Origin of the sequence: Faecalicatena faecalis (assembly GCF_012524165.2) — a bacterium.
GTDB classification, from domain to species: domain Bacteria; phylum Bacillota; class Clostridia; order Lachnospirales; family Lachnospiraceae; genus Faecalicatena_A; species Faecalicatena_A faecalis.
This window is the reverse complement of record NZ_JABACJ020000003.1, coordinates 159,827-185,770: the sequence shown is the minus strand read 5'-3', so window position 1 is coordinate 185,770 and position 25,944 is coordinate 159,827. Positions and strand designations below refer to the sequence as shown.

Annotated in this window: 21 protein-coding genes and 1 riboswitch; of the genes, 18 read left to right on the top strand and 3 right to left on the bottom strand. The window is 45.1% G+C overall.

The annotated features are described in order from the left end of the window. Positions 1 to 291: 291 nt before the first annotated feature. From HGO97_RS05220 to HGO97_RS05205, 4 genes are all read left to right on the top strand, one after another. Positions 292 to 495, top strand: a complete 204-nt coding sequence (locus HGO97_RS05220; RefSeq protein ID WP_216240091.1) for a helix-turn-helix domain-containing protein — start codon at positions 292 to 294, stop codon at positions 493 to 495. A 103-nt stretch (positions 496 to 598) separates the two neighbouring features. Continuing rightward, positions 599 to 722: riboswitch (FMN riboswitch) on the top strand. A 197-nt stretch (positions 723 to 919) separates the two neighbouring features. Continuing rightward, the gene (locus HGO97_RS05215; protein ID WP_216240089.1) at positions 920 to 1,546 is read left to right on the top strand and encodes an ECF transporter S component; all 627 of its coding nucleotides are present in this window, start codon (positions 920 to 922) and stop codon (positions 1,544 to 1,546) included. Between the two features lie 212 nt (positions 1,547 to 1,758). Further along, on the top strand, positions 1,759 to 2,211 hold the full coding sequence (locus HGO97_RS05210) for a LytTR family DNA-binding domain-containing protein (protein ID WP_216240087.1): 453 nt from the start codon (positions 1,759 to 1,761) through the stop codon (positions 2,209 to 2,211). Next, on the top strand, positions 2,208 to 2,849 hold the full coding sequence (locus tag HGO97_RS05205; RefSeq protein ID WP_216240085.1) for a DUF4318 domain-containing protein: 642 nt from the start codon (positions 2,208 to 2,210) through the stop codon (positions 2,847 to 2,849). The genes HGO97_RS05210 and HGO97_RS05205 overlap by 4 nt, the downstream gene beginning before the upstream one ends. Positions 2,850 to 2,980: 131 nt before the next feature. On the opposite strand, the gene HGO97_RS05200 is transcribed toward HGO97_RS05205, so the two are convergent. After that, positions 2,981 to 4,330, bottom strand: coding sequence for an MATE family efflux transporter (locus HGO97_RS05200; protein WP_216240084.1), 1,350 nt, complete (start codon positions 4,328 to 4,330; stop codon positions 2,981 to 2,983). Positions 4,331 to 4,571: 241 nt separating this feature from the next. Between HGO97_RS05200 and HGO97_RS05195 the strand changes: the two genes are divergently transcribed. The 8 genes from HGO97_RS05195 (at position 4,572) to HGO97_RS05160 (ending at position 12,985) form a co-directional block, all read left to right on the top strand. Further along, entirely contained in the window at positions 4,572 to 5,048 is a 477-nt protein-coding gene (locus HGO97_RS05195) for a pyridoxamine 5'-phosphate oxidase family protein (RefSeq protein WP_216240082.1), read from the top strand. 157 nt (positions 5,049 to 5,205) lie between these two features. Further along, the gene (locus HGO97_RS05190; protein WP_216240079.1) at positions 5,206 to 5,628 is read left to right on the top strand and encodes a bacteriohemerythrin; all 423 of its coding nucleotides are present in this window, start codon (positions 5,206 to 5,208) and stop codon (positions 5,626 to 5,628) included. Positions 5,629 to 5,845: 217 nt separating this feature from the next. Beyond that, positions 5,846 to 6,613 carry an ABC transporter ATP-binding protein gene (locus tag HGO97_RS05185; RefSeq protein ID WP_216240077.1) on the top strand — a complete coding sequence of 256 codons (768 nt, stop codon included), beginning with the start codon at positions 5,846 to 5,848 and terminating at the stop codon, positions 6,611 to 6,613. An 18-nt stretch (positions 6,614 to 6,631) separates the two neighbouring features. Further along, a complete protein-coding gene (locus HGO97_RS05180) occupies positions 6,632 to 9,271 on the top strand; it encodes an extracellular solute-binding protein (RefSeq protein WP_216240075.1) in 2,640 nt (879 codons plus the stop codon). Between the two features lie 114 nt (positions 9,272 to 9,385). After that, positions 9,386 to 10,480, top strand: coding sequence for a 2-aminoethylphosphonate--pyruvate transaminase (locus HGO97_RS05175; protein ID WP_216240073.1), 1,095 nt, complete (start codon positions 9,386 to 9,388; stop codon positions 10,478 to 10,480). Between the two features lie 61 nt (positions 10,481 to 10,541). Further along, entirely contained in the window at positions 10,542 to 11,315 is a 774-nt protein-coding gene (phnX, locus tag HGO97_RS05170; protein ID WP_216240072.1) for a phosphonoacetaldehyde hydrolase, read from the top strand. A gap of 63 nt (positions 11,316 to 11,378) precedes the next feature. After that, positions 11,379 to 12,041: a LemA family protein gene (locus HGO97_RS05165; RefSeq protein ID WP_216240071.1), complete on the top strand. Its 663-nt coding sequence runs from the start codon at positions 11,379 to 11,381 to the stop codon at positions 12,039 to 12,041. A 239-nt stretch (positions 12,042 to 12,280) separates the two neighbouring features. Further along, positions 12,281 to 12,985 carry a cell wall hydrolase gene (locus HGO97_RS05160; RefSeq protein ID WP_216240070.1) on the top strand — a complete coding sequence of 235 codons (705 nt, stop codon included), beginning with the start codon at positions 12,281 to 12,283 and terminating at the stop codon, positions 12,983 to 12,985. 75 nt (positions 12,986 to 13,060) lie between these two features. Here the strand turns inward: HGO97_RS05160 and HGO97_RS05155 are convergent, their stop codons facing one another. Both HGO97_RS05155 and HGO97_RS05150 read right to left on the bottom strand, forming a co-directional pair. Beyond that, positions 13,061 to 15,256 (bottom strand): DNA topoisomerase III, encoded by a 2,196-nt coding sequence (locus tag HGO97_RS05155; protein ID WP_216240069.1) that lies wholly within the window; start codon positions 15,254 to 15,256, stop codon positions 13,061 to 13,063. A gap of 78 nt (positions 15,257 to 15,334) precedes the next feature. Next, on the bottom strand, positions 15,335 to 16,177 hold the full coding sequence (locus HGO97_RS05150; protein WP_216240068.1) for a YitT family protein: 843 nt from the start codon (positions 16,175 to 16,177) through the stop codon (positions 15,335 to 15,337). 274 nt (positions 16,178 to 16,451) lie between these two features. Here HGO97_RS05150 and eno point away from each other — a divergent pair, with 274 nt between their 5' ends. The 6 genes from eno to HGO97_RS05120 all read left to right on the top strand — a co-directional run bounded on the left by eno (position 16,452) and on the right by HGO97_RS05120 (position 25,933). Then, complete coding sequence (gene eno / locus HGO97_RS05145; protein ID WP_216240067.1) at positions 16,452 to 17,723, top strand: phosphopyruvate hydratase; 1,272 nt, start codon at positions 16,452 to 16,454, stop codon at positions 17,721 to 17,723. Between the two features lie 174 nt (positions 17,724 to 17,897). After that, entirely contained in the window at positions 17,898 to 18,140 is a 243-nt protein-coding gene (secG, locus tag HGO97_RS05140; RefSeq protein ID WP_216240066.1) for a preprotein translocase subunit SecG, read from the top strand. Between the two features lie 119 nt (positions 18,141 to 18,259). Next, positions 18,260 to 20,479 carry a ribonuclease R family protein gene (locus HGO97_RS05135; RefSeq protein WP_216240064.1) on the top strand — a complete coding sequence of 740 codons (2,220 nt, stop codon included), beginning with the start codon at positions 18,260 to 18,262 and terminating at the stop codon, positions 20,477 to 20,479. Between the two features lie 37 nt (positions 20,480 to 20,516). Next, positions 20,517 to 20,984, top strand: coding sequence for an SsrA-binding protein SmpB (gene smpB / locus HGO97_RS05130; RefSeq protein ID WP_216240257.1), 468 nt, complete (start codon positions 20,517 to 20,519; stop codon positions 20,982 to 20,984). A 201-nt stretch (positions 20,985 to 21,185) separates the two neighbouring features. After that, a complete protein-coding gene (locus tag HGO97_RS05125; protein WP_216240062.1) occupies positions 21,186 to 23,744 on the top strand; it encodes a YhgE/Pip domain-containing protein in 2,559 nt (852 codons plus the stop codon). Beyond that, positions 23,741 to 25,933 carry a YhgE/Pip domain-containing protein gene (locus HGO97_RS05120; protein ID WP_216240060.1) on the top strand — a complete coding sequence of 731 codons (2,193 nt, stop codon included), beginning with the start codon at positions 23,741 to 23,743 and terminating at the stop codon, positions 25,931 to 25,933. Before HGO97_RS05125 ends, HGO97_RS05120 begins: the two co-directional genes overlap by 4 nt. Positions 25,934 to 25,944 lie beyond the last annotated feature (11 nt).

Genomic DNA, 25,944 nt, shown 5'->3' with positions numbered 1-25,944 from the left:
GGATAAAAGTCTCTCGTCCATATCTAGTCAATTCCGCAACTTCATAAATTATTCCCAGAACAGTTTCAATTTCATATTCAGTTATGGATTTGGACATTAATTTGTATCTTATAATAGGTATCTCCCATGGAAAAAATATAGCCCAGTTATGGCTGATATAATTATAGCCCAAAAACGGGTAATATTCAAGCGGAGAGAAATAAATTTGAATACCTTATTTTGCCGAATAGGGCAACAAAAAGGATTTGACAATTTATAAATGGGGAATACTCAATGAAGGGAGTGTATTTCATGATATCTTATGAACCGTTTTGGAAAACTTTGAAAGAAAAGCACATATCACAATATAAATTGATCAAAAAGTTTGGTGTATCTGCGGGGCAGTTGTCTAGGATGCGTGCGAATGAGTATATTTCGACTCATACAATAGATGAACTTTGTAAAATCATAGATTGCCGCGTTGAAGACATTATGGTTTATATAAAGGATGAGTAAAATTTACTTGCAAGTAACATCTAAAGAAACAATCGGTAATAACCACCAAAAAATTCGCTTGCATAACGATTTGTAATGAGTTATAATGACCTGTAGAACAGAATGAATTCTTCGGGGTCGGGTGCAATTCCCAACCGGCGGTATAGTCCGCGACCTGCTGTTTTTACAGTGGCTGAACTGGTGAGATTCCAGTACCGACAGTAAAGTCTGGATGAGAGAAGAAATTTATGCCATGAAAAGCGTATTTTTAAGCCCCGGGTGTATATCCGGGGCTTTCTTTTTTGGAATTTGAAGGAACAAAAGTGACGACAGCTCTTGAGCGTCATACCGATAGTTCCCCATCTTACGCGGCTTAAATGATTTCCAAGAAGATTTTCTTTCTTTTCAATTCAAATTATTTTAATTTTAAAGGAGAGAAACAATTATGAGCACAGAGACAAATGTAGTATCAAGGACACAAAACAGGTTTGGAATCCGCACAATCGCACAGGTGAGCATGCTTTCTGCGATTGCGACGGTATTAATGCTATTTGAGATTCCGCTTCCGTTCGCACCTGCGTTTTACGAGATTGATTTTAGTGAGGTGCCAGTGCTCGTCGGGTGCTTTGTGATGGGACCTCTTGCCGGGGCGGTCATTGAGCTGGTAAAGATTCTTTTGAACCTGGTGATCAATGGAACGATGACTGCGGGGGTAGGTGAGGCAGCGAACTTCTTGATCGGCTGCGCCCTATGTGTTCCGGCGGGATTGATCTATAAGAGAAACCGCACAAGAAAGACCGCAATCATAGGGATGCTTACAGGAACCGTATTCATGACGATCATCGGATGTGTACTGAATGCATATATCCTGCTTCCCACATATGCAACTGCGTTCGGGATGCCGCTCGACTCCCTGGTGGAGATGGGGACGGCTGTGAACTCACATATCACGAGCCTTTCTACCTTCGTATTATTTGCAGTTGGTCCGTTTAATTTACTGAAAGGGGTATTGGTATCTCTGATTGTATTTTTGATTTATAAAAAAATCAGTCCGATTTTCAGAATGAGATAAGGATAAAAGAAAAAGTGAGCATTTCCTGGAAACGATCCTATATTGGGAGGACTTCCAGGGAATGCTTTTTATTATGATGTCAGAACCATTGTTTTGTCCTCTTACCGGCTCCTAACAGCCACTGGGCGGATAAGAGTAGACATTTATTTTTGTTTTGGATAAGATAAAGAAAAAGAAGGAATCCAGATTCCATACATCAGGAGGTAATGCATATGAGGGTGGAGATAGAGAAAATAGAAAGTAAGATACCGGAATCTGTGAAGCTGATGGTACATGAGGAGACGGAGAGTATTCATCGGCTGGCAGAGTTCATAGAACAGGAGAACTTCAGATATATGCTTCTGTCCTGCCAAAAGGATGACAAGATCTATCAGGTTCAATGCAGGGAGATCTATTATATTGAATCCCTCATGGAAGTCCAATATATCCATATGAAGGATGAAATCTATTGTACAAGAAGGCGTCTGTATGAACTGGAAAGGATTCTCCCGCCGGAATTTGTTCGAGCATCCAAATCGGTCCTTTTGAATATGGCGAAGGTGAATCAGTATAAACCGATTGCCGGCGGTATCATGATGGCAGAGTTCGAAAATGGTGACGGTACTTATATATCGAGAAAGTATTTAAAGGGCCTGCGGGCTAAGATTAAGGAGGGATTGTTATGAGGACAGAACAAACTGCAGAGGATAGGAAAGAAAGACTGCTTTATGGGTGTTTATTGGGCTTGATTTTATTCGCAAGTTCAGCAATATATGTCAGTGTATTCGTAGGTACCGAGATGGCAAAGGCCATGCTGCCTTATACCCCGGCTGCACTTGTGGGATATCTCGTTCTAGGTATTTTGCTGATCTGGGCGTATACAAAGCCACATAAGGGAGAGATGGGGGTATGGTTCAACGGAAGCGCTGCAGTCTACATCATTGATCTTGTTGCCGGCGCGGTTGTATTTGTATCCTTCTTTCTTCCTCGATTCATACGGTATATGATTCTGATCAATGTGGCCATCATTCTTCTGTGCTGGTTCTTAGATTACCGTTACTTTGTAAAGGTAGCAAAGGAACTGAACGGTGGAAAGAAAAATATAAGCCTGGTCGTAGATATTCAGGATTGTCCGCGGAGCGAAGAAGCCTTTTGCAGAGAGATAGAAGACTATTGCCGGAAAACTGGGAAAAAGCTGGAATTTATTAAACGAGGGAAACAGGCAGAGATTAGGATGGACGGAGAGTTATATACAGTAGAACTGGATTCCTTTTATTCCTTGTTCGGTCCGATGTACGCATTAAAATTCAAGCAGAGACGCTAGAGAGTATTTGAAGGTGGATGCTTAAACGTGTATGCTATCATTTTATGGGGCTTCTGCTCGTATTTCCAGATTAAAATCAAATATCGAGTTATAAAACTGCCCTCTGTCGTACCACAGACAGAGGGCAGTTTTTATATCCTGACTTTTTTTATCTTATACAGATAATAGAAGATGAATAAAATAGCGGTGGAAATCCAGGTGATCGGATAACTGAAAATAATGACCGGGATGGTCGGACGGATTTTCAGTGCACCGATGACCCAGACGACTCTCAGCAGGCAGACACCGCACATCGTGAGGATCATAGGAATGACCACATCACCGATACCGCGCAGAGAACCGGAGAGTATTTCAATAAATGGGAACACGATATACCATGGTGTGATCAGAATCAGCATTTCAGAACCGATTCGGATGACCTCGGCATCATTGGTAAAGAGGCGGAATAACAGCACACGGGCAAAAATCAGGAAAATCACCAGGATTCCTGACACAATGAAGTCGATTCCCAGACAGACACGTGTACTCTTTCTGATTCGATCCATCTTCCTGGCGCCATAGTTCTGTCCCACAAAGGTAGTGATGGAAATACCGAAGGCGCTGCTGACCATCCAGAACACTGCATCCAGCTTCCCATATACGGACCAGGCAGCCGCTGTATCAGTTCCGAATCCATTTAATGCGGCCTGTATAATGACATTTGTGATGCTATACATAACAGATTGAAAGCCTGCTGGCACTCCAATCCGAAGCTGAGATTTCAGGACGGAACTGTGAAGGCGGATCTGGCGGATAAAAAGCTTTAATATCCCTTCTGACTTCATCAGCTTGTGTGTGACCAGAGCGGCACTGCATGCCTGGGATATCAGGGTGGCAAGAGCAACACCGAGTACTCCCATGTGGAAGATCACAACAAAAACAGTATCCAGGATGATATTCATGAAACAACAGAATATCAGATAATATAGGGGATGTTTGGAGTCCCCGATAGCCCGCAGGATACTGGAGCCCATATTATATATGAAGACGAATAAAATCCCGGCAAAATAAATGCGCAGGTAGAGGATGGAATCCGCCATGATTTCCTGTGGAGTATGCATCCAGGTCAGCATGGAGGGAGCCAATATAATTCCCAGGACGCTGATCACGATGCTGCCCGCAATGGAAAATGCATATGCGGTATGTAGACTCTGCCGTACAGAACGTTCATCCTGTGCGCCGAAGAACTGGGCGACCACTACGCTGGCACCGGAAGAAAGCCCGGTGAAAAATCCAACGATCAGGTTAATAATCTGTGTGGAAGAGCCGCCGACACTGGCAAGAGCTTCCTTCCCCACAAAATGCCCCACGATAACGGTATCTATTGTATTATATAGCTGTTGAAAAAATGTTCCGAACACAATCGGAAAAAAGAAAAGAAGAAGCTGTCTCCAAATGACACCTTCTGTGATTTGATTCACATTTTGATTTGTCTGTTTCATCTTATAAACCCTCACTCAAACCTTAAAAATTCTTTTGTAGACCCCAATAACTAGATAACTGCTGTCAAGTCCCCAACCATGACAACGCTACTATATCATGAAAAATTAAAACTGTCGATAGGTTCAAGAAACGAAAATAAAGAAAATAAATGTGTAAGATCAGAAGGGAAAAAAGAGGATATTGGAGTATGCCTCAGGATGTGTTATCATAAGAAAATAGAAAAGATAGGAGGTCGTAGAAATGCCGCGAATGAGAAGAAGAGACCGTGAGATAGACACAAGAGAAGAGATGCTTCAGGTATTGGATACTTGTAAAGTTGTGCGTATCGCAATGTATGATGAGGATGGAATCTATATTCTGCCTATGAATTTTGGATATACATATGAAGCAGATCGGCTGGTATTCTATCTTCATGCAGCTCTGGAAGGAAAAAAGCTGGATTTATTAAAGGCGAATGCGAACGTCGGATTCGAACTGGACTGTGATCACGAACTGATCGAGGGAAGGGTGGCCTGCCAGTATGGCTACCGTTATGCGAGTATCGTAGGAAAGGGGAAGGCTGAGATCATAGAGGACCCGCAGGAAAAAATCAAGGCACTGACGGTATTGATGAAATGTCAGACTGGGAAGGATTTTGAATTCAACGAGCGGCTCGTCAGTATCGTATCTGTTATCAAGATTACGGCAGAGGATTTTGGTGGAAAACGCCGCGAGTAGCCTAGACAGTGATGATAAATCTGATAAAAATTCAGGAAAGTGCTGGAATAGTCTTGGCTAAAGCAGGAAAATGTGTGATACTATAAATAACGGCCTTAGGGCAGTATAACTTTCTGGCTGGTGACATTAAAAACATTGTATTACAGGAGGAAATGATATGAGAGCAGAATTTGATGAAAGTTTAGTAACTGGCAATGAAATGATAGATTCCCAGCACCAGGAGCTGATCGGAAAGATCAACAAGCTGTTGGACAGCTGTGAGACAGGTAATGACAAGCTTGTAGCGATCAAGACATTGGATTATCTGGCTGACTACACAGAATTCCATTTTTCAGAGGAAGAGAAGCTTCAGGCAGAGATCGAATATCCGGGCATTGATAAGCATAAAGAAGAGCATGAGAAGCTCAGGACAGTAGTAAAAGAGCTGTATGAGATGCTGGAGGAGGAAGAAGGACCGTCAGAGGCATTTGTGGAGCAGGTGAACAGGAATGTGATCCAATGGCTGTACAGCCATATTAAGGGCTTCGACCGCTCTGTAGCAGAATATAAGAACATGAGAAATAATAACGAGCGACTTTAATTTTATCAAGAAGCAGTAACAAAGAAAATAGAGGTCTAAAAGAAAAATCTGGTAGGTCATGCTTACCAGATTTTTTACATTTCTTTACATTCTTAACGATTCTTTTACGTAAGTTTGAACTCCCCTTGATTGTTTCCCATACCTTCCATTGCTATAATTTCACTGTTCCCAAAAGTAAATATACTGCCGTTGCAGTAAAACGAAAGGAAGTTAACAGATGTTGAAATTAGAGCATATAAAAAAGTCATATGACAAAGTTACGATTTTAAACGATATCAATTTGGAAATCGAAGATGGAGAGATTGTTTCCATATTAGGTCCTTCAGGATGTGGAAAAACTACGCTTTTGAACCTGATTCTGGGGATAACTGATGCGGACAGCGGTAAAATCATCTTCCAGGGGGAGGATATCACGAATGTACCTATGGAAAAGCGCGGCTTTAATATTGTTTTTCAGGATTATGCCCTATTTCCAAATCTGAATGTATACCAGAATATTGTTTACGGGCTGAAAAATAAGCCAGGAATCACAACAGAGGAGGAACTTGGGGAGATGATAGAGCTGCTCGGTCTAAAAGAGCACTTAGATAAGAAAATCGACCAGCTTTCAGGAGGGCAGAAGCAGAGGGCGGCACTTGCAAGGACGCTGGTGATGAAACCGAAGATTCTGCTTTTGGATGAACCATTAAGTGCACTGGATGGAGTCATCAAGGAGTCGATCAAAGCGAAAATAAAGCAGATCGCCCGTGAGTATCATCTGACAACAATTATTGTCACTCATGACCCGGAGGAAGCCCTGACACTGTCGGACCACGTCCTGATTATCGATCAGGGACGCATTTCACAGTATGGAAAGCCAGACGAAATCGTGCAGACTCCGCAAAACGGATTTGTAAAAGAGTTCATCCTGCGGCAGTTAGAAATTAAAAAGAATAATATCTATTCCCTGTTTACCGGTTTCATGCCTGACAGTATGGTCTCATAGGGGGCAGGGCGGATGTTCATGAAAGTTAAAAATAAAGAAATCAAGGGTATCTTTGTCATAGTGACGGGAATCTTCCTGGTCTTTCTAATGTTTCCAGCCTTCCGGCTTTTGGTGAAGTCCTTCTGGGGGCAGGATGGTGCGACCATGGAGTTCTACATATCCGTCCTGACAGAGAAGGGGTTCCTAAAGGCGCTCGGCAACAGCTTTCTGGTCGCAGGGACGAGTGCTCTTGTGACAACGGTAATCGCATTTTTTATGGCATACACAATCCACTATACAAATGTGCATAGGCGGTTAAAGGCCCTGATTCGGGGGACTGCGTTTTTTCCGATGCTGCTCCCTACGCTGACATATGGATTTGCCATCATCTATTCCTTTGGAAAACAGGGACTGCTCACAAAGCTGGCAGGCCGCCAATTATTTGAGATTTATGGATTTAACGGTCTGCTGCTGGGCTATGTCATTTATACGCTGCCTGTCTCTTTTATGCTTTTAAATAATACAATGGGATATCTGGATAAAAAATTCATGGTAGTGTCTCAGATAATGGGAGACGGTCCGCTGTCTACGTTTCGGAGGACCATCTTAGGTCCGCTGGCGGGAACCTTAGCGGCATCCTTTATCCAATCCTTTTTTCTTAGCTTCACGGATTTTGGAATTCCGGCCTCTGTGGGAGGGAAATTTGATGTGATCGCCAGTGTGCTCTACAGCAAGATGCTGGGTAGTATTCCAGACTTTAACAGGGGGAGCGTGGTTGCGGTGATGATGCTGGTTCCATCAGCAGCCAGCATTCTGATCCTGCATGTTTTAGAAAAGTATAATGTCAGATACCATAAAATATCTGTGATAGAGATTCGAAAAAATAGAAGCAGGGATTGGATATGTGCAGCCGTAAGTCTTCTGTTCTGTGTAGGGGTACTTTCCATTTTTGCAGTTATTTTCCTGATTCCGTTCGTCGGGGACTGGCCGTACCATCTGGAATTTTCACTGGATCATATCCGGGCCGTATTCCAGGATGCAGGGCTTCTGAGTGTCTATCAGAATTCACTTTATGTGGCGGTGCAAAGTGCTTTGTTTGGCACAGTTCTGGCATATGGAGCGGCACTGATCACGGCCCGGAGCACGGTGAGCGGGAAGATGAAGCAGATCATCGAGGGAATTGCTCTGGTGACGAATACCATTCCGGGAATGGTACTTGGATTGGCATTTTTATTCTGTTTTTCGGGAACTGGGCTGCAAAGCACATTTACGATTTTGATTTTATGTAATATCATCCATTTCTTCTCAACGCCGTATCTGATGATGAAGAGTTCCCTGGCGAAGATGAATGCGTCCTGGGAGACAACGGCGATGCTGATGGGGGATAACTGGGTGAAAACAATCTTACGGGTAGTGACGCCCAATGCAATGTCGACCATCCTTGAGGTGTTCAGCTACTATTTTGTGAATGCGATGGTCACAGTGAGCGCTGTAGTATTCCTGGCAGGTGCAAGGACAATGGTAATTACAACAAAGATCAAGGAATTGCAGTACTATAACAAATTTAATGAGGTATTTGTTCTGTCATTGTTGATTTTATTCACCAATCTTGCCGCAAAAGCGATTTTTCAGTTTTTAGCGGCTGGAAAATTTAGAAAAAAGGAGAAAAAGAATATGAAACGTATGAAAAGGGTAGCCGCAGCAGGGCTTGCGGGGGTATTAGGATTGGCTGTCATGTTCTCGGCAGCAGGCTGTGGGAAGGCGGCAGAATCTAAGGAACAGGTCGTGATTTATTCGAATGCAGATGATGAGGCAGTAGAGGCGATGAAGGCTGCTTTAGATGAAAACGGATATGAGGGACAGTATATTTTCCAGACCTTCGGAACCTCTGAATTAGGAGGAAAACTGCTGGCTGAGGGAGCAGATATAGAAGCAGATCTGGTGACCATGAGTACCTTTTATGTGGAAAGCGCCCAGGAGCAAAAGGGGATGTTCTGCGACTTAGATTTTGAAAAAAATACGCTGGATGAATATCCTGCATATTGTACACCGATCACCTCCCAGGAAGGCACAATCATCGTAAATACAAAGCTTTTAAAAGAAAAAAAATTAGCGGCTCCAACGTCTATAAAAGACTTGGCAAAACCGCAATTTCAGGATATGATATCGGTAACGGATATTGCATCTTCATCGACTGCATGGCTGTTGATTCAGGCACTTGTTTCTGAATATGGACAGGACGGTGCCAAAGAGGTTTTAACAGCGATTTATGAGAATGCCGGAGACCATATTGAGGAGTCTGGTTCCGGGCCTCTAAAGTTAGTGCGTGCGGGGGAAGCTGCAATCGGATTTGGCTTAAGACAGCAGGCGGCAGCAGATAAGGAAAAAGGACTTCCAATCGACTACATAGACCCACAGGAGGGGAATTTTACTTTGACAGAGTCCCTGGCCGTGGTCGATAAGGGGGAGAAGAGTCATGAGAAGGCAATGGACATGGCGGAATGTATCATGAAGAACGCCAGAAAAGATTTGCTTTCTGTTTATCCAATTCCGCTTTATGAGGGAGAAAGTGTGGACAGTTCCAAGATGTCCGGCAATCCAAGAGTATTTTCAGAGAAGCTGACAGTCGATTTATTGAAAGAACATCAGGAATTGTCTGAAAGCTGTAAACCGGAATAAAGCAGACCTGGAAAAGCAGATCTATGAAGATACCAAGTGTGTAGGAGAGCAGGAGAGAATCGGCCGCAGGCAGAAGAGCCGGCAAAAGTGAAAGAGTGAGAGGAGATTTACAACATGAAGAACTACAAATTATTGACCCCAGGGCCATTGACAACGACGGATACGGTAAAGCAGGAGATGCTGTTTGATCATTGCACATGGGATGACGACTACAAAGTGATTACCCTGGAGATACGTAAGAAGCTTCTGGAGCTTGCACATGTATCAGCGGATGACTATACGGTCGTTCTGATGCAGGGAAGCGGAACCTTTGGGGTTGAATCCGTGCTGACCAGTGTGGTAGGGGATGAGGACAAGCTTTTGATTATTGCGAACGGTGCTTATGGCGAACGTATGGAAGGAATCGCAAAGCATGCAGGCCTTTCTTATATGATTCACCATGAGGTATATTACAAAGTTCCAGATGCGCAGAAGATTGCTGCGATTCTGGATGAGAATCCGGATATCACACATGTATCTATGGTACACAGCGAGACGACATCAGGAATCCTGAATGATATCGAGTCCGTTTCCAAGGTGGTAAAGGAACGCGGCAGGACCATGATCGTGGATGCTATGAGCAGCTTCGGCGGGGTAGATATTCCGGTAGGAGACTGGGGAATCGACTTTATTGTCAGCAGTGCAAATAAGTGTATCCAGGGTGTACCGGGATTTTCCTTCATCATTGCCAATAAGGAAAAGTTAATAGCAAGTAAAGGGAAGGCAAGAAGCCTGTCTCTGGATCTGTATGATCAGTGGGAGACCATGAATCAGGATGGAAAGTGGAGATTTACTTCACCCACTCATGTTGTCCTTGCATTTTCACAGGCATTGAAGGAGATGGAAGCAGAGGGCGGCATTCCGGCAAGGCATCAGAGATATGCAGAGAATAATAAGCTTTTGATCGAGAAGATGGCAGAACTTGGAATCCATCCATATATTGACGCAGAACATCAGGGACCGATTATTACTACATTTTTCTATCCCGAAAACCACAAGTTCACATTCCAGGAGATGTATACATATATCAAAGACCGAGGATATGCTATTTATCCGGGAAAAGTGACGGAAGCTGAGACTTTCCGTATAGGAAATATCGGTGAGATCTATCAAGAGGACATCTTGAAATTAATCGAGATTCTGACAGAGTTTTTGGAGAAATATAATTAAAAAGATCGGACTGCTAAAAGGGAAAATAGCCGAATTTAGAATAACACAGGGAGATGGGAACATGAGTAAAAAGATTGAAGCAGTGATATTTGACTGGGCAGGAACCACAGTAGATTATGGTTGTTTTGCACCGGTACAGGCATTTATGGAAGTATTTTGTAAGGCAGGGGTAGAGCCTACGATGGCAGAAGTCAGAGAGCCCATGGGGATGTTAAAGAGGGACCATATCAAGACGATGCTTGGGATGCCTAGGATTCGAACACTTTGGATCGAAAAGTATGGAAGCGAACCGGGGGAAGCGGATATTGACGGATTGTATGATTCCTTTGAGGAGAATCTAATGTCGATTCTGGACCGTTTTGCAGAGCCTAAACCGTATGTACTTGAGACCGTGGCAAAGCTGCGTGAGAGAGGAATTAAGGTAGGGTCCACAACAGGCTATACAGATGAGATGATGTCCGTAGTCGTGCCAAAGGCAAAAGAGGCAGGATATGAACCAGATGCATGGTTTTCACCAAATTCTGTTGGGAATGCGGGCCGTCCTTATCCGTATATGATTTTTAAGAACATGGAGGTTCTGGGAATCCATTCTGTGGATAACGTAGTGAAGGTGGGCGATACTGTTTCCGATATCAAGGAAGGGAAAAATGCAGGGGTATTCACCGTCGGAGTGATAGAAGGGAGTTCTGAGCTGGGACTGACCCAGGAGGAATTTAAAGGACTCTCTGAGGAAGAGAGAAGAAGTTATGTGGAGACAGTCACAAAGCGGTTCAAGGATGCAGGAGCGGATGCGGTGATCAATAATATGAGCGAATTATTATCCGTATTGGATTGACAAAGATGACTGGAATGCTATGATTAGAATAGAGAATAAGCAGAGCAGAAGAGGAGGGGGCTTATGAATTTTATTCAACGACAGCATTCAGTAGTGAAGTTTTTGATCTATCTTGTCATGATATTTGTAGGAGGGTTTATTCTATCCGTTATTATCGGGGTCATGGAGAGCCGCGGAGGTGAGATGGATGACTGGGCCTTTACGGTTGCTTATGCGATCGCAATTGTAGCGACCTTTGTTCTGGCAGTGGTGACGGAGCATAACGGGCTGTTTGCGTTGAAGGAACGCGCACTTGCCATGCGCAAGGACATTTCCATCGTTCAGGCAAAGACTGAAAATGTGCTTTTCCAGCTTGAGGGACTTATGATGACCCATATGGAGCATGAGAAGCAGATGTATATCCAAAAGGATTTTTCCTATGAGAACAACGAAGAGGGCAAGGGAAAGAAAAAGAAGATCAGGACGATAGGCGAGGTGAGGAACAGTATCAGACAGTATCCAGAGCTGCGTTCGGACGATGATGTCATGCGTCTGTTCAACGAGATCATAAAGTGCCAGAATGAGCTGATGACACAGAAGACTTCATATAACAGCGTTGCCTCCCAGTATAATGCAGGGATACAGAAGGCGCTGGCTAAGAGGATGAAGAGACTATGGCATTTGGAGCGGTTGGAGTATTATGATGAGTCACCCGATATCCTGGTTGAGGAAGAGATAGAAAGCTAATAGAAAAGAGCAATATTAAAATCAGTATGGTGATCAGCGGCCATACTGATTTTTTTTTAGAAGAAAAAAGAAAAAACAGGAAGAAATAAAAAAGTTGACAAGAATAAATTTTTATAGTAGAATGTCGCTTGTAACAATTTTGTAATATCTGTAATATTTCCGAAAAGATAAGCATATATTTTATTACAAGCTTATTACAAAGACGTAAAGATATTGCAACAAATCAGGAGGGTAAGTATATGTTACAAGGGAAAAAATTTATATCAGTATTGTCAGCAGTTACAGTATGTACTATGTTTTCTGCAGGCTTTACAACACAGGCGGCATCTTCTATGCCAGAGGCATACACAATTACTACTGTAGATAAAGGGGAGAACACAGAAGCAATTGGGGAGATTCCAGCTTTGGAACTCAAAAAGACAAAACAAGCTGCAGTTGGTGCAAAGGCAGAATATGATGCCGAGCAGCTCAGGATAAAGAAGGAACAGGAAAGGCTTGCAGAAGAGGCCAGACTTGCAGCGGAGGAAGCGCAGAGGGAAGCCGAAGAGGCTCAGCGCTTGGCAGAGGAGGAAGCGGCACAGGCAGCAGCGGCAGAGGCAGTGAGCCAGACTGCACCAGGAGAGCAGGAGCTCCTTGCATCGATCATCTTTTGTGAGGCTGGGAATCAGCCTTATGAGGGGCAGGTAGCGGTCGGAGCGGTCATTATGAACCGTGTCAGAAGTGGTGTGTATCCGAACAGTATTTCGGAGGTCATCTATCAGTCAGGACAGTTCGGCCCTGCTATGACAGGCTGGCTGGACAGTGTGCTTGCCAGTGGAGGATATACAGATACAGCCATGCAGGCAGCACAGGATGCAATCGCAGGCTCCAATCCGATCGGTGACTGTCTTTACTTTGGCAACGGCGACTGGGGAATCCAGATTGGGGATCATTTCTTCCATTAATATAAAACATAAAGAAAAATTAAATCCGTGGAATCTTACCATACGAGAAAGATTCCACGGATTTGTTTTGTCATGCTATATTTTTAGGTTGAGCTTAGAAAATGCATCTGCAAACGCATTATTGATTGGTTCTTTTGTTTCTTTGGCCTGTTTTTTGAGGTAACTATTTACATCTTTTTTACTTGCACCTTTTCCTTCTTTGCTGCGGCGTTCCTGGAAAGAGCTGAGTTTTTCTTTGTGGCCGCAGGAACAGACGAAACGCTGGCCGTCCCCTTTTCCGACTAATTCCATTTTTTTATGGCAGACAGGACAGCGGGCATTTGTACGGCGGGAGATGATTTCGCGGTAACCGCATTCACGGTCCTGGCAGACCAGCATTTTCCCATGCTTGCCGTTTACCTCCAGCATATATTTTCCACATTCCGGGCATTTGGTCCTGGTCAGGTTGTCATGGTGGAATTTTCCGTTCGCAGTTTTGATTTCCTGTATGAGCGACTTCGTATAGTCCTCGATTTCGGCCATGAAGTTTTGATCAGATTCCGTACCGTTCGCTATGGCCTTGAGGCGCAGTTCCCAGTCTGCGGTCAGTTCCGGGCTTTTTAGATCCTGTGGAACAAGCCCAAGAAGCTGTTTGCCTTTGGAAGTAATGTGGATTTCATTCCCTTTCTTTTCCATCAGGAAGCTGTTGAACAGCTTTTCAATGATATCAGCCCGTGTGGCCACGGTCCCAAGTCCCCCGGTCTCACCGAGTGTGCGGATGCGTGTCTTGTCTTTGTGTTCCATATATTTGACCGGATTCTCCATGGCGGCGATCAGCGTACCCTCTGTAAAATATGCAGGTGGTCTGGTCTTGCCCTCAGTGATATTCAGGCTGACAACATCGAGTCTTTCTCCTTTGGTCACTTCCGGCAGTGTCTGCTTGACCAGAGTGTCCTCTGCCTCTTCCTCATCGATATCTTCGTATCCGGTTTCATAGACCTCACGCCAGCCAGGCTGCTTCATTATATTTCCTTTCGCAGAAAACAGCTCTGAACCGATGCGCCCTGTCAGAAATGTTTCTTCATATTCACATGCAGGTGACAGGACCGCAAGAAAACGGCGAACGACCATATCGTAGATTTTGCGTTCCTCGTTGGTCATGTGATCAAGCTGTACGAACTGCTCTGTTGGGATGATGGCGTGGTGGTCGGATACCTTTGCATTATTTACGAAAGATTTATCTGTCTTTATTGTCTGCATGGAGAGCTTTCCGGCCAGCTTACTGTAGGGGCCGACGGCACAGGCCTTTAGACGCTCCTTTAATGTTCCGACCATATCCGTTGTAAGATAACGGGAATCTGTACGGGGATAAGTCAGTACCTTGTGGTTTTCATATAGGCGCTGCATGATATTCAGCGTTTCCTTGGCAGAAAAGCCAAAGCGTTGATTGGCTTCCCTCTGCAGTGTAGTCAGATCATAAAGTGCAGGCGCGAAGGATTTCTTCTGCTTTTTCCTGACTTCTGTGATTTCAAGAGGACCGCTGCACGCTTTGAACAGCTTCCGAATTCTTTCCTGGTCGAAAGTACGGCTCGAACCAGATTTTTCATCTGTCCAGGTAAAGGTGATTCCCTTGGCAGATGCCTTCATGCCATAATATGTTTTGGGCTGAAAGTTTCGTATTTCCTCTTCACGTGCAGCAATCATGGCCAGAGTCGGCGTCTGAACCCTTCCGCAGGATAGTTGTGCGTTATATTTGCAGGTCAGTGCACGGGTAGCGTTGATGCCCACGACCCAATCAGACTGGGCCCGGGCAACCGCAGCCCGGTATAGATTGTAATATGCCTTTCCGGGTCTTAGATCGGCAAAGCCTTCCCGAATCGCCTTGTCTGTGACAGAGGAAATCCAGAGCCGTTGAATCGGTTTCTTATTTCCGGCCTTATCCAGAATCCAGCGTGCGACCAGCTCTCCCTCACGTCCGGCATCTGTTGCGATGATGATGTCCGAAACATCCTTGCGGTAGATCAGTTCCTTAATGGAATTGTACTGTTTCCCGGTCTGTTTGATCACGACCAGTTTCCAGTCTTTAGGAAGCATGGGCAGCGTATCCATATTCCAGGTCTTATATTGCTCTCCATATTGCTCCGGGTCTGCGAGTGTGACGAGATGTCCCAGCGCCCAAGTCACGATGTAGTCTGTTCCTTCTATATAAGTATTCGTTTTCTTCGTACAGCGAAGGACACGCGCGATGTCCCTTGCCACGGATGGTTTTTCTGCGATGACAAGATGCTTCATTCAAATGCTCCTTAATCTTTACTGATAATACGGTTTCATTTTTTCTATATTTATAGTTTCCATTTTTGAGGAAATCCACTATATATTATGGAACCCTTTTCCGATAATTTCACTTGTATTCGAGATTAAAATAAATGCCTCTGGCTGATTCTCCTTAATAAAGTTACGAAGCTTGATTGCCTGTGGGCGGTTCAATGCCGTAAAAATGATATATTTATCCTTACCGGAAAAGGCTCCCTGAGCCAGACATACAGTGGCACTTCGGTTAAGCGTGTGAACAATAAAATCACAGATGGCTTCTGGTTCGTCACATACCACATTAAAATACTTGGACAGGTTAAAGCTCTCGATAAAGGTGTCAATCATAAAGGAACGGATTGCCAAGCCAAGGAAGGAGTATAATCCGGTCTTGATGTCGAACATAAAGCAGCCGGCAACTGTAATCAGGACGTCCGTGACGAGCAGGGCACGTCCGATATCGAAGCTGGAATACTTTTTCAATATCATGGCAATGATATCCGTACCGCCGCTTGAAGACCCGATATTGAACAGGACAGCAGAGCCGAGAGAAGGCAGCGCAATTGCAAAGCACAGCTCCAGCATCGGCTGGTCCGTCAGCGGATGCGCCATCGGCCAGATGCGCTCCATGAGCGAAAGTGCAACAGACAGCAGGATACTGCAGTATGCGGTCTTAGCAGCAAATTTTTTCCCCAGCACAATAAAACCAATGACCAACAAAATCATATTCATGACAAATGTAAAGTCACTGGCAGACATAACGCCTGATTTCGCAATCAGGACAGCGAGGCCTGTAATGCCTCCAAATGTGAAATTGTTCGTGAACTTAAAAAAGTAGGTTCCGACAGCCATAATCAGTGTACTGCCCGTTAACAAGAGAAAATGCTTCATTTTTCCTTTCATTTGTGAATTCCTCAATCGTACATTATTTTACAGCGCAGCTGTAAATCCGCCCGTAGGGCATGAGTTACGGGATGCCCTATGGGTATACATTATTTTACAGCGCAGCTGTAAATCCGCCCGCAGGGCATGAGTTACGGGATGTCCTGCAAGCCTCCATTTTTTAAAATTAACAGTTCTGTAACATATGGAATTGTAACGCGGGGAATATCAAAAGTCAACGCATTAAGATAAGATAATTGGAAATACTAATTTCCCATAAGGAGGTAGGAAATTTATGTATCAGTATTTACCGATTCGAGATGTATACGCAAGAGAAATCATTGATTCCAGAGGGAATCCTACTATAGAGGTGGAAGTGCTGGTCGGTGAGGAGACGGTAGGCCGTGCAGCAGTGCCTTCCGGGGCATCCACAGGGAAATATGAGGCAGTGGAGCTGCGTGATCATGAGGAGCGTTATGGCGGTAAGGGAGTTGAACGGGCTGTGGAACATGTAAATGATCAGATCGCAAGGGCCGTGATCGGCATGAATGTATTTGACCAGGCTGCTCTGGACCAGGTGCTGATTAAGACAGACGGAAGTAAAAATAAGAAGAATCTCGGTGCGAATGCACTTCTGGGTGTATCCATGGCCGCGGCAAAAGCAGCGGCAGGAGCGCTCAAGGTTCCGCTGTACCGCTATCTGGGCGGAGTGAATGCGCATAAGCTGCCGACTCCGATGATGAATATACTGAACGGCGGAGCACATGCAGATAATACGCTGGATATTCAGGAGTTCATGATCATGCCTGTAGGTGCATGCTGTTTTAAAGAAGGTTTACGTATGTGTGCCGAAATCTACCAGACCTTGAAAAAACTTCTCAAGGAAAATGGACTGAATACAGCAGTCGGTGATGAGGGCGGTTTTGCACCTGACCTGCCTGATGCAAAGGAAGCATTGAAGTTCATCCGGGACGCTGTGGAACGTGCAGGCTACCAGATGGGAAAGGATATTGCAATTGCTTTAGATATCGCAGCATCGGAACTTTATAATAAAGATTATAAAAAATATGAGTTCCCTGGGGAGAGCAAGATGCAGGGACAGAAGATCGTGCGTTCAGCCGAGGAGCTGATCGAATATTATGAAGATCTGTCATTGGAATTTCCAATCTATTCCATTGAAGATCCACTGGATGAGGAGGACTGGGACGGCTGGGAACTCCTGACGACCAGGCTGGGGAATGAGATACAGTTGGTGGGAGATGATTTGTTTGTCACGAATGTAGAACGGTTGAAAAAAGGAATCGATCAGAATGTAGCCAATGCAATTCTGGTGAAGGTCAATCAGATCGGAACTCTGACAGAGGCGATAGAGGCAATCGATATGGCACAGAAAGCAGGCTACAATGCGATTATCTCGCATCGTTCCGGTGAGACCGAGGACACCACGATCGCAGATATTGCAGTGGCTTTTAACACCGGACAGATTAAGACGGGGGCACCCTGCCGGACAGAAAGAGTGGCAAAATATAACCAGCTTCTGCGGATCGAGGAAGAGTTAGGCAAATAAAAAGAAAACAAAAGCAGACCTTCTTCTTGGCACGGATGGGGATGAGGTACTTTCCCCGGTTTTAGACAGGCCTCGGGAAATGTATTGCATTCATGAAAAACTTGGAAAAGTTATTGCAAATCGGCCCCATCTGTGGTAAGATAATCGTGGTTTATCCGCGGGAGGTGTAGATTGATGGATATTTTGAAGATTGTTTTAACGATTATATTTGTAATAGATTGTATTGCACTGTCAGCAATTATCCTTCTCCAGGAAGGGAAGTCTGCAGGACTGGGAACAATCAGCGGGGCTGCTGATTCATACTGGGGACAGAACAAAGGACGTTCTATGGAAGGTGCTCTTGTAAAGTCCACGAAGTTCCTTGCTATTTTATTTATGGTTTTGGCACTGGTTCTGAACCTGGGTGTATTTAACTAAGACGATAAGATGACGAACACTCTATACGGATATAGAGTGTTTTTTCTTTATAAAATAAAAGAGACCCGCGAGTCAGATATGGAAGCATGACGGTAAGTAGTAGGAAAGAAGGTGAGTAAATGGACCAGACATTTGAAAAAAGAAAAAAAGTAATTTATGATTTTATTTGTGATGATTTTTATGTACCTATGAAGATAAAGGAAATCGCAGTTGTACTCCAAATCGCAAAGGAGCAGCGTGGAGAACTAAAGGAGGTTCTGGATGCTCTGGAAGCGGAAGGAAAGATCTATGCATCGAAGAAGGGCAAGTATTCCAAGGGACAGGCAAAGCGTCTGACCGGGACCTTCCAGGCAAATGCAAGAGGATTTGGGTTCGTGATCTTGGAGGGGGATGAAGAGGATGTCTTTATCTCGGAGGAGAATATGAACGGTGCATTCCAGGGAGACCAGGTGGAGTTTGTCATTACGAAGGCCCCGGAAGGGAAGCGGAAGGAAGGGAAGATCGTCCGTATCCTATCCCATGGCACAACGAAGGTGGTCGGTCTGTATGAAAAGTGTAAGAGCTTTGGATTCGTACGCCCGGATAATCAGAGATTCCTTAAGGATATTTATATCCCGGAGGGAAAGGAAAAAGGGGCGATGACCGGACATAAGGTGGTCGTGGAGCTTTTATCCTATGGAGGAGCGGATTTAAAGCCGGAAGGGAAAGTGGTAGAGATCATCGGCCATGTGAATGATCCGGGGACGGATATCATGTCGATCGTGAAAGGATATGATCTTCCAGTCGATTTCCCAGAACGTGTGATGAATCAGGCAGAGCGTGTCGGCAAGGAGGTTACAGAGGCGGACATGGCAGGCAGGATGGACCTGCGTGACTGGCAGATGGTAACGATTGACGGAGAAGACGCTAAGGATCTGGACGATGCCGTTTCATTGACCAAGGAAGCTGAGAATTATATGCTGGGAGTGCATATTGCCGATGTGACGAATTATGTCCAGGAAAAAAGTGCACTGGACCGCGAGGCATTGAAGAGAGGAACCAGTGTTTATCTGGCCGATCGTGTGATTCCAATGCTGCCTCATAAACTGTCTAATGGAATCTGTTCCCTGAATGCAGGGGAGGACCGCCTGGCTTTGAGCTGCATCATGACGATCAGTCCTAAGGGGGAAGTGATTGACCATGTGATCGCGGAGACGGTAATCAAAGTGGATGAACGTATGAGCTATACGAGTGTAGCAAAGATTCTAAATGAACAGAAGACGTGTAAGGAGCAGACCATGGATTCCAAAGATATAGAGCCATCAGCCAAATTGGATGCAGACATATCAGCGGATACCTTGTCAAGTGAGAGTGAAAAGTATAAGGAGCTCGTACCGATGTTTCTTCGGATGGCAGAGCTTTCTTCTATCTTAAGGGAGAAGCGCAGGAAGCGCGGTTCCATAGACTTTGATTTTCCAGAGACCAAGATGGTTCTGGATGAGAATGGAAAGCCGGTCGATATCAAGCCTTATGAGAGAAATACAGCAACGAAGATCATTGAAGACTTTATGCTGATGGCAAATGAGACGGTGGCAGAGGAATATTTCTGGCGGGAACTGCCATTTCTGTACCGTACCCATGAGCAGCCGGATGAAGAGAAAATCAAAAAGCTGAGTACATTTATCAATAATTTTGGCTATCACATCCATGTAGGGAACAGTGAGGTGAAGCCGAAGGAGGTTCAAAAGCTGCTTGGGAAGGTAGAAGGTACTCCGCAGGAGGCATTGATCAGCCGTCTGGCACTGCGTTCTATGAAACAGGCAAAATATACGCCGGAGAACACAGGACATTTTGGACTGGCAGCAAAATATTATACACATTTTACATCTCCGATCCGCCGATACCCGGACCTGCAGATTCACCGGATCATCAAGGAGAATCTGCGTGGAAGGATGAATGAAGACCGTATCGAGCATTATGAGAAGATTCTTCCACAGGTAGCAATACAGGCCAGCGAGACCGAGAGACGGGCAGAAGAGGCAGAGCGTGAGACAATCAAGCTAAAGAAAGTGGAATATATGCAGGCACGAATCGGGCAGACGTTCGAGGGCGTCATATCAGGCCTTACGAAGTGGGGTGCATATGTGGAGCTGGAGAATACGATAGAAGGACTTGTTCATGTCATGAATATGACGGATGACCACTATGATTACTGGGAAGAACAGTATGAGCTCGTGGGAGAGCATACACGTAAGGTGTACAAATTAGGACAGAGAGTCCGAGTCCGTGTACTGGATGTGGACAGGCTCCAGAGGACCATTGATTTTGAGTTCTGCGCTGAGGAAGAAGAGCAGGAATGATTCTGTAGAACAAAGATGTTTGAGTGAGGGAAATGCGATGGCTAAGACAGAGGGCAAGTTGATTGCCAACAACAAAAAAGCATACCATGATTATTTTATACTGGAGAAATATGAGACCGGCATCGTCCTGCATGGGACAGAGGTGAAGTCCCTGCGGATGGGGCAGTGCAGTATTAAGGAGGCCTTTATCCGAATTGAGAACGGAGAGATGTTCATCTACGGGATGCACATCAGTCCATATGAGAAGGGGAATATCTTCAATAAAGACCCGCTGCGTGTGAGGAAGCTTCTTCTTCATAAAAATGAGATCAATAAACTATTCGGTAAGATGAAGGAGAAAGGAAATACACTGGTTCCCCTGCGCGTGTATTTCAGCGGCAGCCTTGTAAAAGTGGAGATTGGGCTGGCGAAAGGTAAAAAGTTATATGATAAACGGGATGATATCGCGAAGAAGGACCAGAAACGAGAGGCTCAAAGAGAGTTCAAAGTACGGAATCTGGGATAATTCTGTGATGGAGAAATAGGAACATGTCAGCAGGCAGCCTCGGGGTGTTAAGAACTTGGCTGCCTGCACAAAAAGTATCTTTAAAAATCTGACCATTCGTCATTTTTGATAATAGATTTCCGATGTGATTTTTGGTATACTTTAGTAAATGTATTGCCGCAGAGAGGCAGTACTTTGTCCAAAAACAGGAGGGTTAAGTGCATGAAGAAATCGTTTCAGATTTTTAAGAGAGATATACAGCGGCTTTTTCATAATAAAGTTGCGATGATCGTGATGGCAGGCGTATGTGTCCTGCCTTCTTTGTATGCCTGGTTTAATATTGCGGCGAATATGGATCCTTACAGTAATACCCAGGGCATCAAAGTGGCCATAGCGAATAATGATGAAGGAGCAAAGAATGAAATGCTTTCCCTTAATGCAGGAGACAGCATTGTAGAGAATTTGGAGGAGAATGATCAACTGGGATGGACCTTTGTAGATGAGAATAAAGCGGTGGAGGGAGTCCGGTCCGGCAAATACTATGCGGCAATCGTGATACCAGATAATTTCAGTGCCTCTCTGCTGAGTGTGATTTCAGGTGAACCGAGAAAGGCACAGCTCTCCTACTATATAAATGAAAAGAAGAATGCAATCGCTCCGAAGATTACAGATACGGGGGCAGGAACTGTGCAGCAGGAGATCAACGATACGTTTTCTTCTGTGGCGGCCGAGACGATATCGAAGCTGATTCAATCGTCTGTGACGAAGGTGTCCGGGGATATGAATCAGATGAATACGGATGTCATGTTCATGCTGGATGAGATTCAGGGGAATCTGGACCAATATCAGAAGATCTTGAAAAATTTTCAGGACACAGTGGGGAGTAGTTCGACCCTGATCGACGATTCCCTTGCCACATTGGATGGTGTAAAATCGGCGGCAAATTCTGGAGCGGCAGCATTTGATGATTCGAACTCACCTTTACAGGGAAGTCGGAATTCTATTGGCCAGTTCTCTACCACATTCTCACAAAATCTGTCGGATGGAGAGAATCGTTTAAATGACATCTATGGTTCGGCATCAGATCGGCTCAGCAGTCTGAAATCACAGGCCGAGACGATCAATGGAGTGATCGGGAACGGGATCGATTCTGTGGGGAGTCTTGTGGACCTCAACAATAGACTTCTGGGCGACTTACAGGAATTGAGCAGTGAGCTTCAAAGTAAGCTGCCGGATGGAGCCCTGGAGGGGATTACCGCTAAGGTAGATCAGGCCATCGCCGATTTAGAGGCACAGAACGGACAATATGAGGAATTTTTGTCCTCCCTGAATGATGGAAATGCGAGTGTGGAAAATGCACTGACTACTGCAGATGGTACAAAGAAGCAGTTAGAGACATTGATTTCTCAAAGCAGAGAGTCGCTGAAGGGATATCGCAATTCCTTTGATCAGAGGTTATTGCCGCAGTTGAACCAGTCATTAGATACCTTTGCTTCTTTGAGTGGAAGTCTGTCTGCGACATTGTCAGGGGTCTCTGCGTCTGCTGAGCAGATGAAGGATATCTTGAATCAGCTAAAGGGCAGTCTTACGGATAGTGTCCATACACTGGGACAGACCGGAGAAGCTATATCTTCTCTTGGTGGACGCCTCTCCCAGGTGACAACAGATCTTAAAGCACTGCAGAGCTCTCAAGCATATAAAAAGTTCATTTCACTGGAAGGCCTGGATGCAGATTCCATTGCCGATTTTATGCAGTCTCCTGTTACGATTGAGAGTGAGACACTATATAGCGTGGAAAATTATGGCTCCTCTATGACACCGTTTTATACGAATCTAGCACTTTGGGTCGGTGGTATCGTCCTGATCTCCATCCTGAAGCTGGAGGTGGATAAGGATGAGAAGGTACATAAGTTCTCTACAACGAGCGCTTATTTCGGACGCTGGATGCTCTTTATGGTGCTCGGTCTGATTCAGGGGCTGATTGTCTGCCTCGGTGATCTGTGGCTCTTAAAGGTACAGTGCCTCCATCCCGCGGCCTTTGTGTTGGCAGGAATGTTCTGTTCCTTTATTTATGTGAACCTGATCTATGCGCTGGCGATCACCTTTAAGCATATCGGAAAGGCTCTGTGCGTGGTACTCGTCATCCTGCAGATTCCAGGTTCCGCAGGTACCTATCCGATTGAGATGACTCCTGCATTTTTCCAGAAGCTTCATCCGCTTCTGCCATTTACATATGGGATCAATGCGATGAGAGAGGCTATTGCCGGAATGTACCAGCATGAGTTCGCAAAGAACTTGCTCTGCCTGGCCGTATACCTTCCGATTGCCTTCCTGATCGGGCTGGGGCTGCGTGTACTACTTATGAATTTGAACTATCTGTTTGATAAAAAGCTTTCCGAGACTGATTTGATGCTTGCAGAGACACAGGCGGAGAAACGTGAGAGGACACAGCTTACACTCGTTGTAAAAGCATTGATGGGCGATAAGACGCTGAGAGAAGAGATTGTTGCAAAGGCGGCAGTCTTTGAAGCAGGTTATCAGAGGCAGATACGGATCGGATTTGCGGCAATGCTGATCCTGCCGCTTATTTTTCTGGTGCTGATGTTCAGTATTGAGTCAAAAATTGTATTTCTGGTCCTGTGGATCGTGTCCCTCATCATAATTGCAGTGTATCTGATCTGTCTGGAATATATTCATGAACGTCTGAAACGCCAGATCCAGCTTGGAGAACTGACGCAGGAAGAGCTATTAAAAGCTATGAAAGGGAGGGATGACGAATGAGAAATATAGGGAACATATTTAAAAGAGACGTGCAAAGGTTCCATAAAAATGTCATTGCCTGGATCGTCATTTTGGGAATTACGGTCGTCCCGGCCCTCTATGCATGGTTCAATATTGCGGCGAGCTGGGACCCTTATGGGAATACAAAGAATCTTAAGGTCGCGGTGGCAAGTGTCGACAAAGGCTACGAGGGCGATTTAGTCCCTGTCACCCTGAATCTGGGAAACAACGTGCTGTCTGCTCTGCGGGAAAATGATCAGTTAGACTGGACATTTACGAATCAGGAGAAGGCTTTGGACGGCGTAAAGTCGGGAAAGTATTACGCTGCGATCGTCATACCAGAAGATTTCAGTAAAAATATGATGAGCCTTTTCTCGAAAAATGTGACAAACCCCAAGATTACATATTACTCAAATGCAAAGGAAAATGCGATTGCTCCCAAGGTAACAGATAAAGGAGCAAGTGCGATCCAGACACAGGTCAAGGAGGTTTTCATAGAAACGATTTCGAATACTGCCATTTCAGCGATGCAGGCGGTGGCAGATACCGCAGATGCAAAGGGGGCAGATTCCATTGCGGCGACCCTGATTGCCAATTTGGAGAAGAACTCTCAAGAACTGAATGCAGCATCCGGTACGATTCAAGCATTTTCCTCTTTGACAGAATCGACGCAGAAGATGTTGGAGACGACCTCCGCATTCTTAAAGCAGTCGGAGGAACATTCGGATCACAGTCTGGATGCACTAGAAAAGACAGAGACTTCCTTTTCTGACATGCAGGGGGCAATATCAGGGGCAACAGAGGGCGTGAATCAGGCCTTGGCAGAAAGCGGAGATTATTATGAACAGATTGCCCAGACCCTCCAGGATACGTTATCCTCTCTTTCGTCGGATACTCAGGGAGCAGCAGATATCTTGGATGGCCTGGCAGGAAAAGCAGGAACGATGGCAGACGCATACCAGTCCTTGGCAGACACGCTCACCCCAGTCTTATCCCAGCTTGGTGAGGAACATCCTGAAATTGCTCCTGCCACAGGGAAGATCATCGGCAAGTTGAATGAATCTACCGCGGTCCAGACTACCCTTAAGGAGCGATTGAGTAAGGCGGCCGAATCCGTCAGAAATCATGAGGGCGGTTCCTCAGTTTCTAAGGAAGAGATGGATGAACTTCTGAGACAGAGCAAACAGAGTATTGCAGAGGTGAAGTCAGATTACGAACAGAATGTAAAAAACAACCTGGAAAGCCTTTATGCTTCCCTGGGAGATACAAAGAACAGTATTTCCGGGCTTTTGGATCAGGTGGATCAAAGCGCGTCTGGTGTCTATCAGTTATCCGGCTCGGCTTCCTCTGATTTGACTCAGGTAAGAGAAACGTTGGAGACATCCAGTGCATTGCTTGATAAAGCAGCCACCAGACTATCTGCCACGGTAGACCGGTTGAAAAAGGCACAGGCAGCAGGTGACTTTCAGACATTGGAGACAATCATAGGAGGGGATAAAGACAGTATCACAGCCTTTTTATCTTCCCCGGTCAACCTGGCAACAGAAAAATTGTATCCAGTGGAAAACTATGGTTCTTCTATGTCACCGTTTTATTCCGTACTGGCAATCTGGGTGGGCGGTATTGTATTAGTTGCCATGCTCAAGGTACAGGTTTCAGAAGCCTCTTTGGAAGGAATGACGAAGGTAAAGAACCACCAGATGTATCTGGGGCGGTATGTCTTGTTTTTGATCATCGGCCTGATGCAGAGCGGTCTGATTTGTCTGGGAGATTTATATTATCTGGAGATTCAGTGCAAGCATCCATTTTTATTCCTGCTGGCAGGATGGTTCACCAGCATTGTATTTGTGAATATTATCTATACCCTTACGGTTTCCTTCGGGGATATTGGAAAGGCAGTCTGCGTGGTGCTTCTGGTCATGCAGGTGGCTGGATCGGGAGGAACATTTCCAATCGAGGTAGCACCAGAATTTTTCCAGAAGGTCTATCCGCTCCTGCCGTTCACACATAGTATGGCGGCTATGCGGGAATGTATCGGAGGTATGTATGGAATGACCTATTGGAGGGAACTGGGAATCTTAGGAATCTTCCTGTTAGCATCTTTGTTCCTGGGATTAGTACTTCGGACACCGATCATCAAGCTGAATGATGCATTCACGGAAAAACTGGAAAGTACGCATTTAATATAAGGTTTCAATAA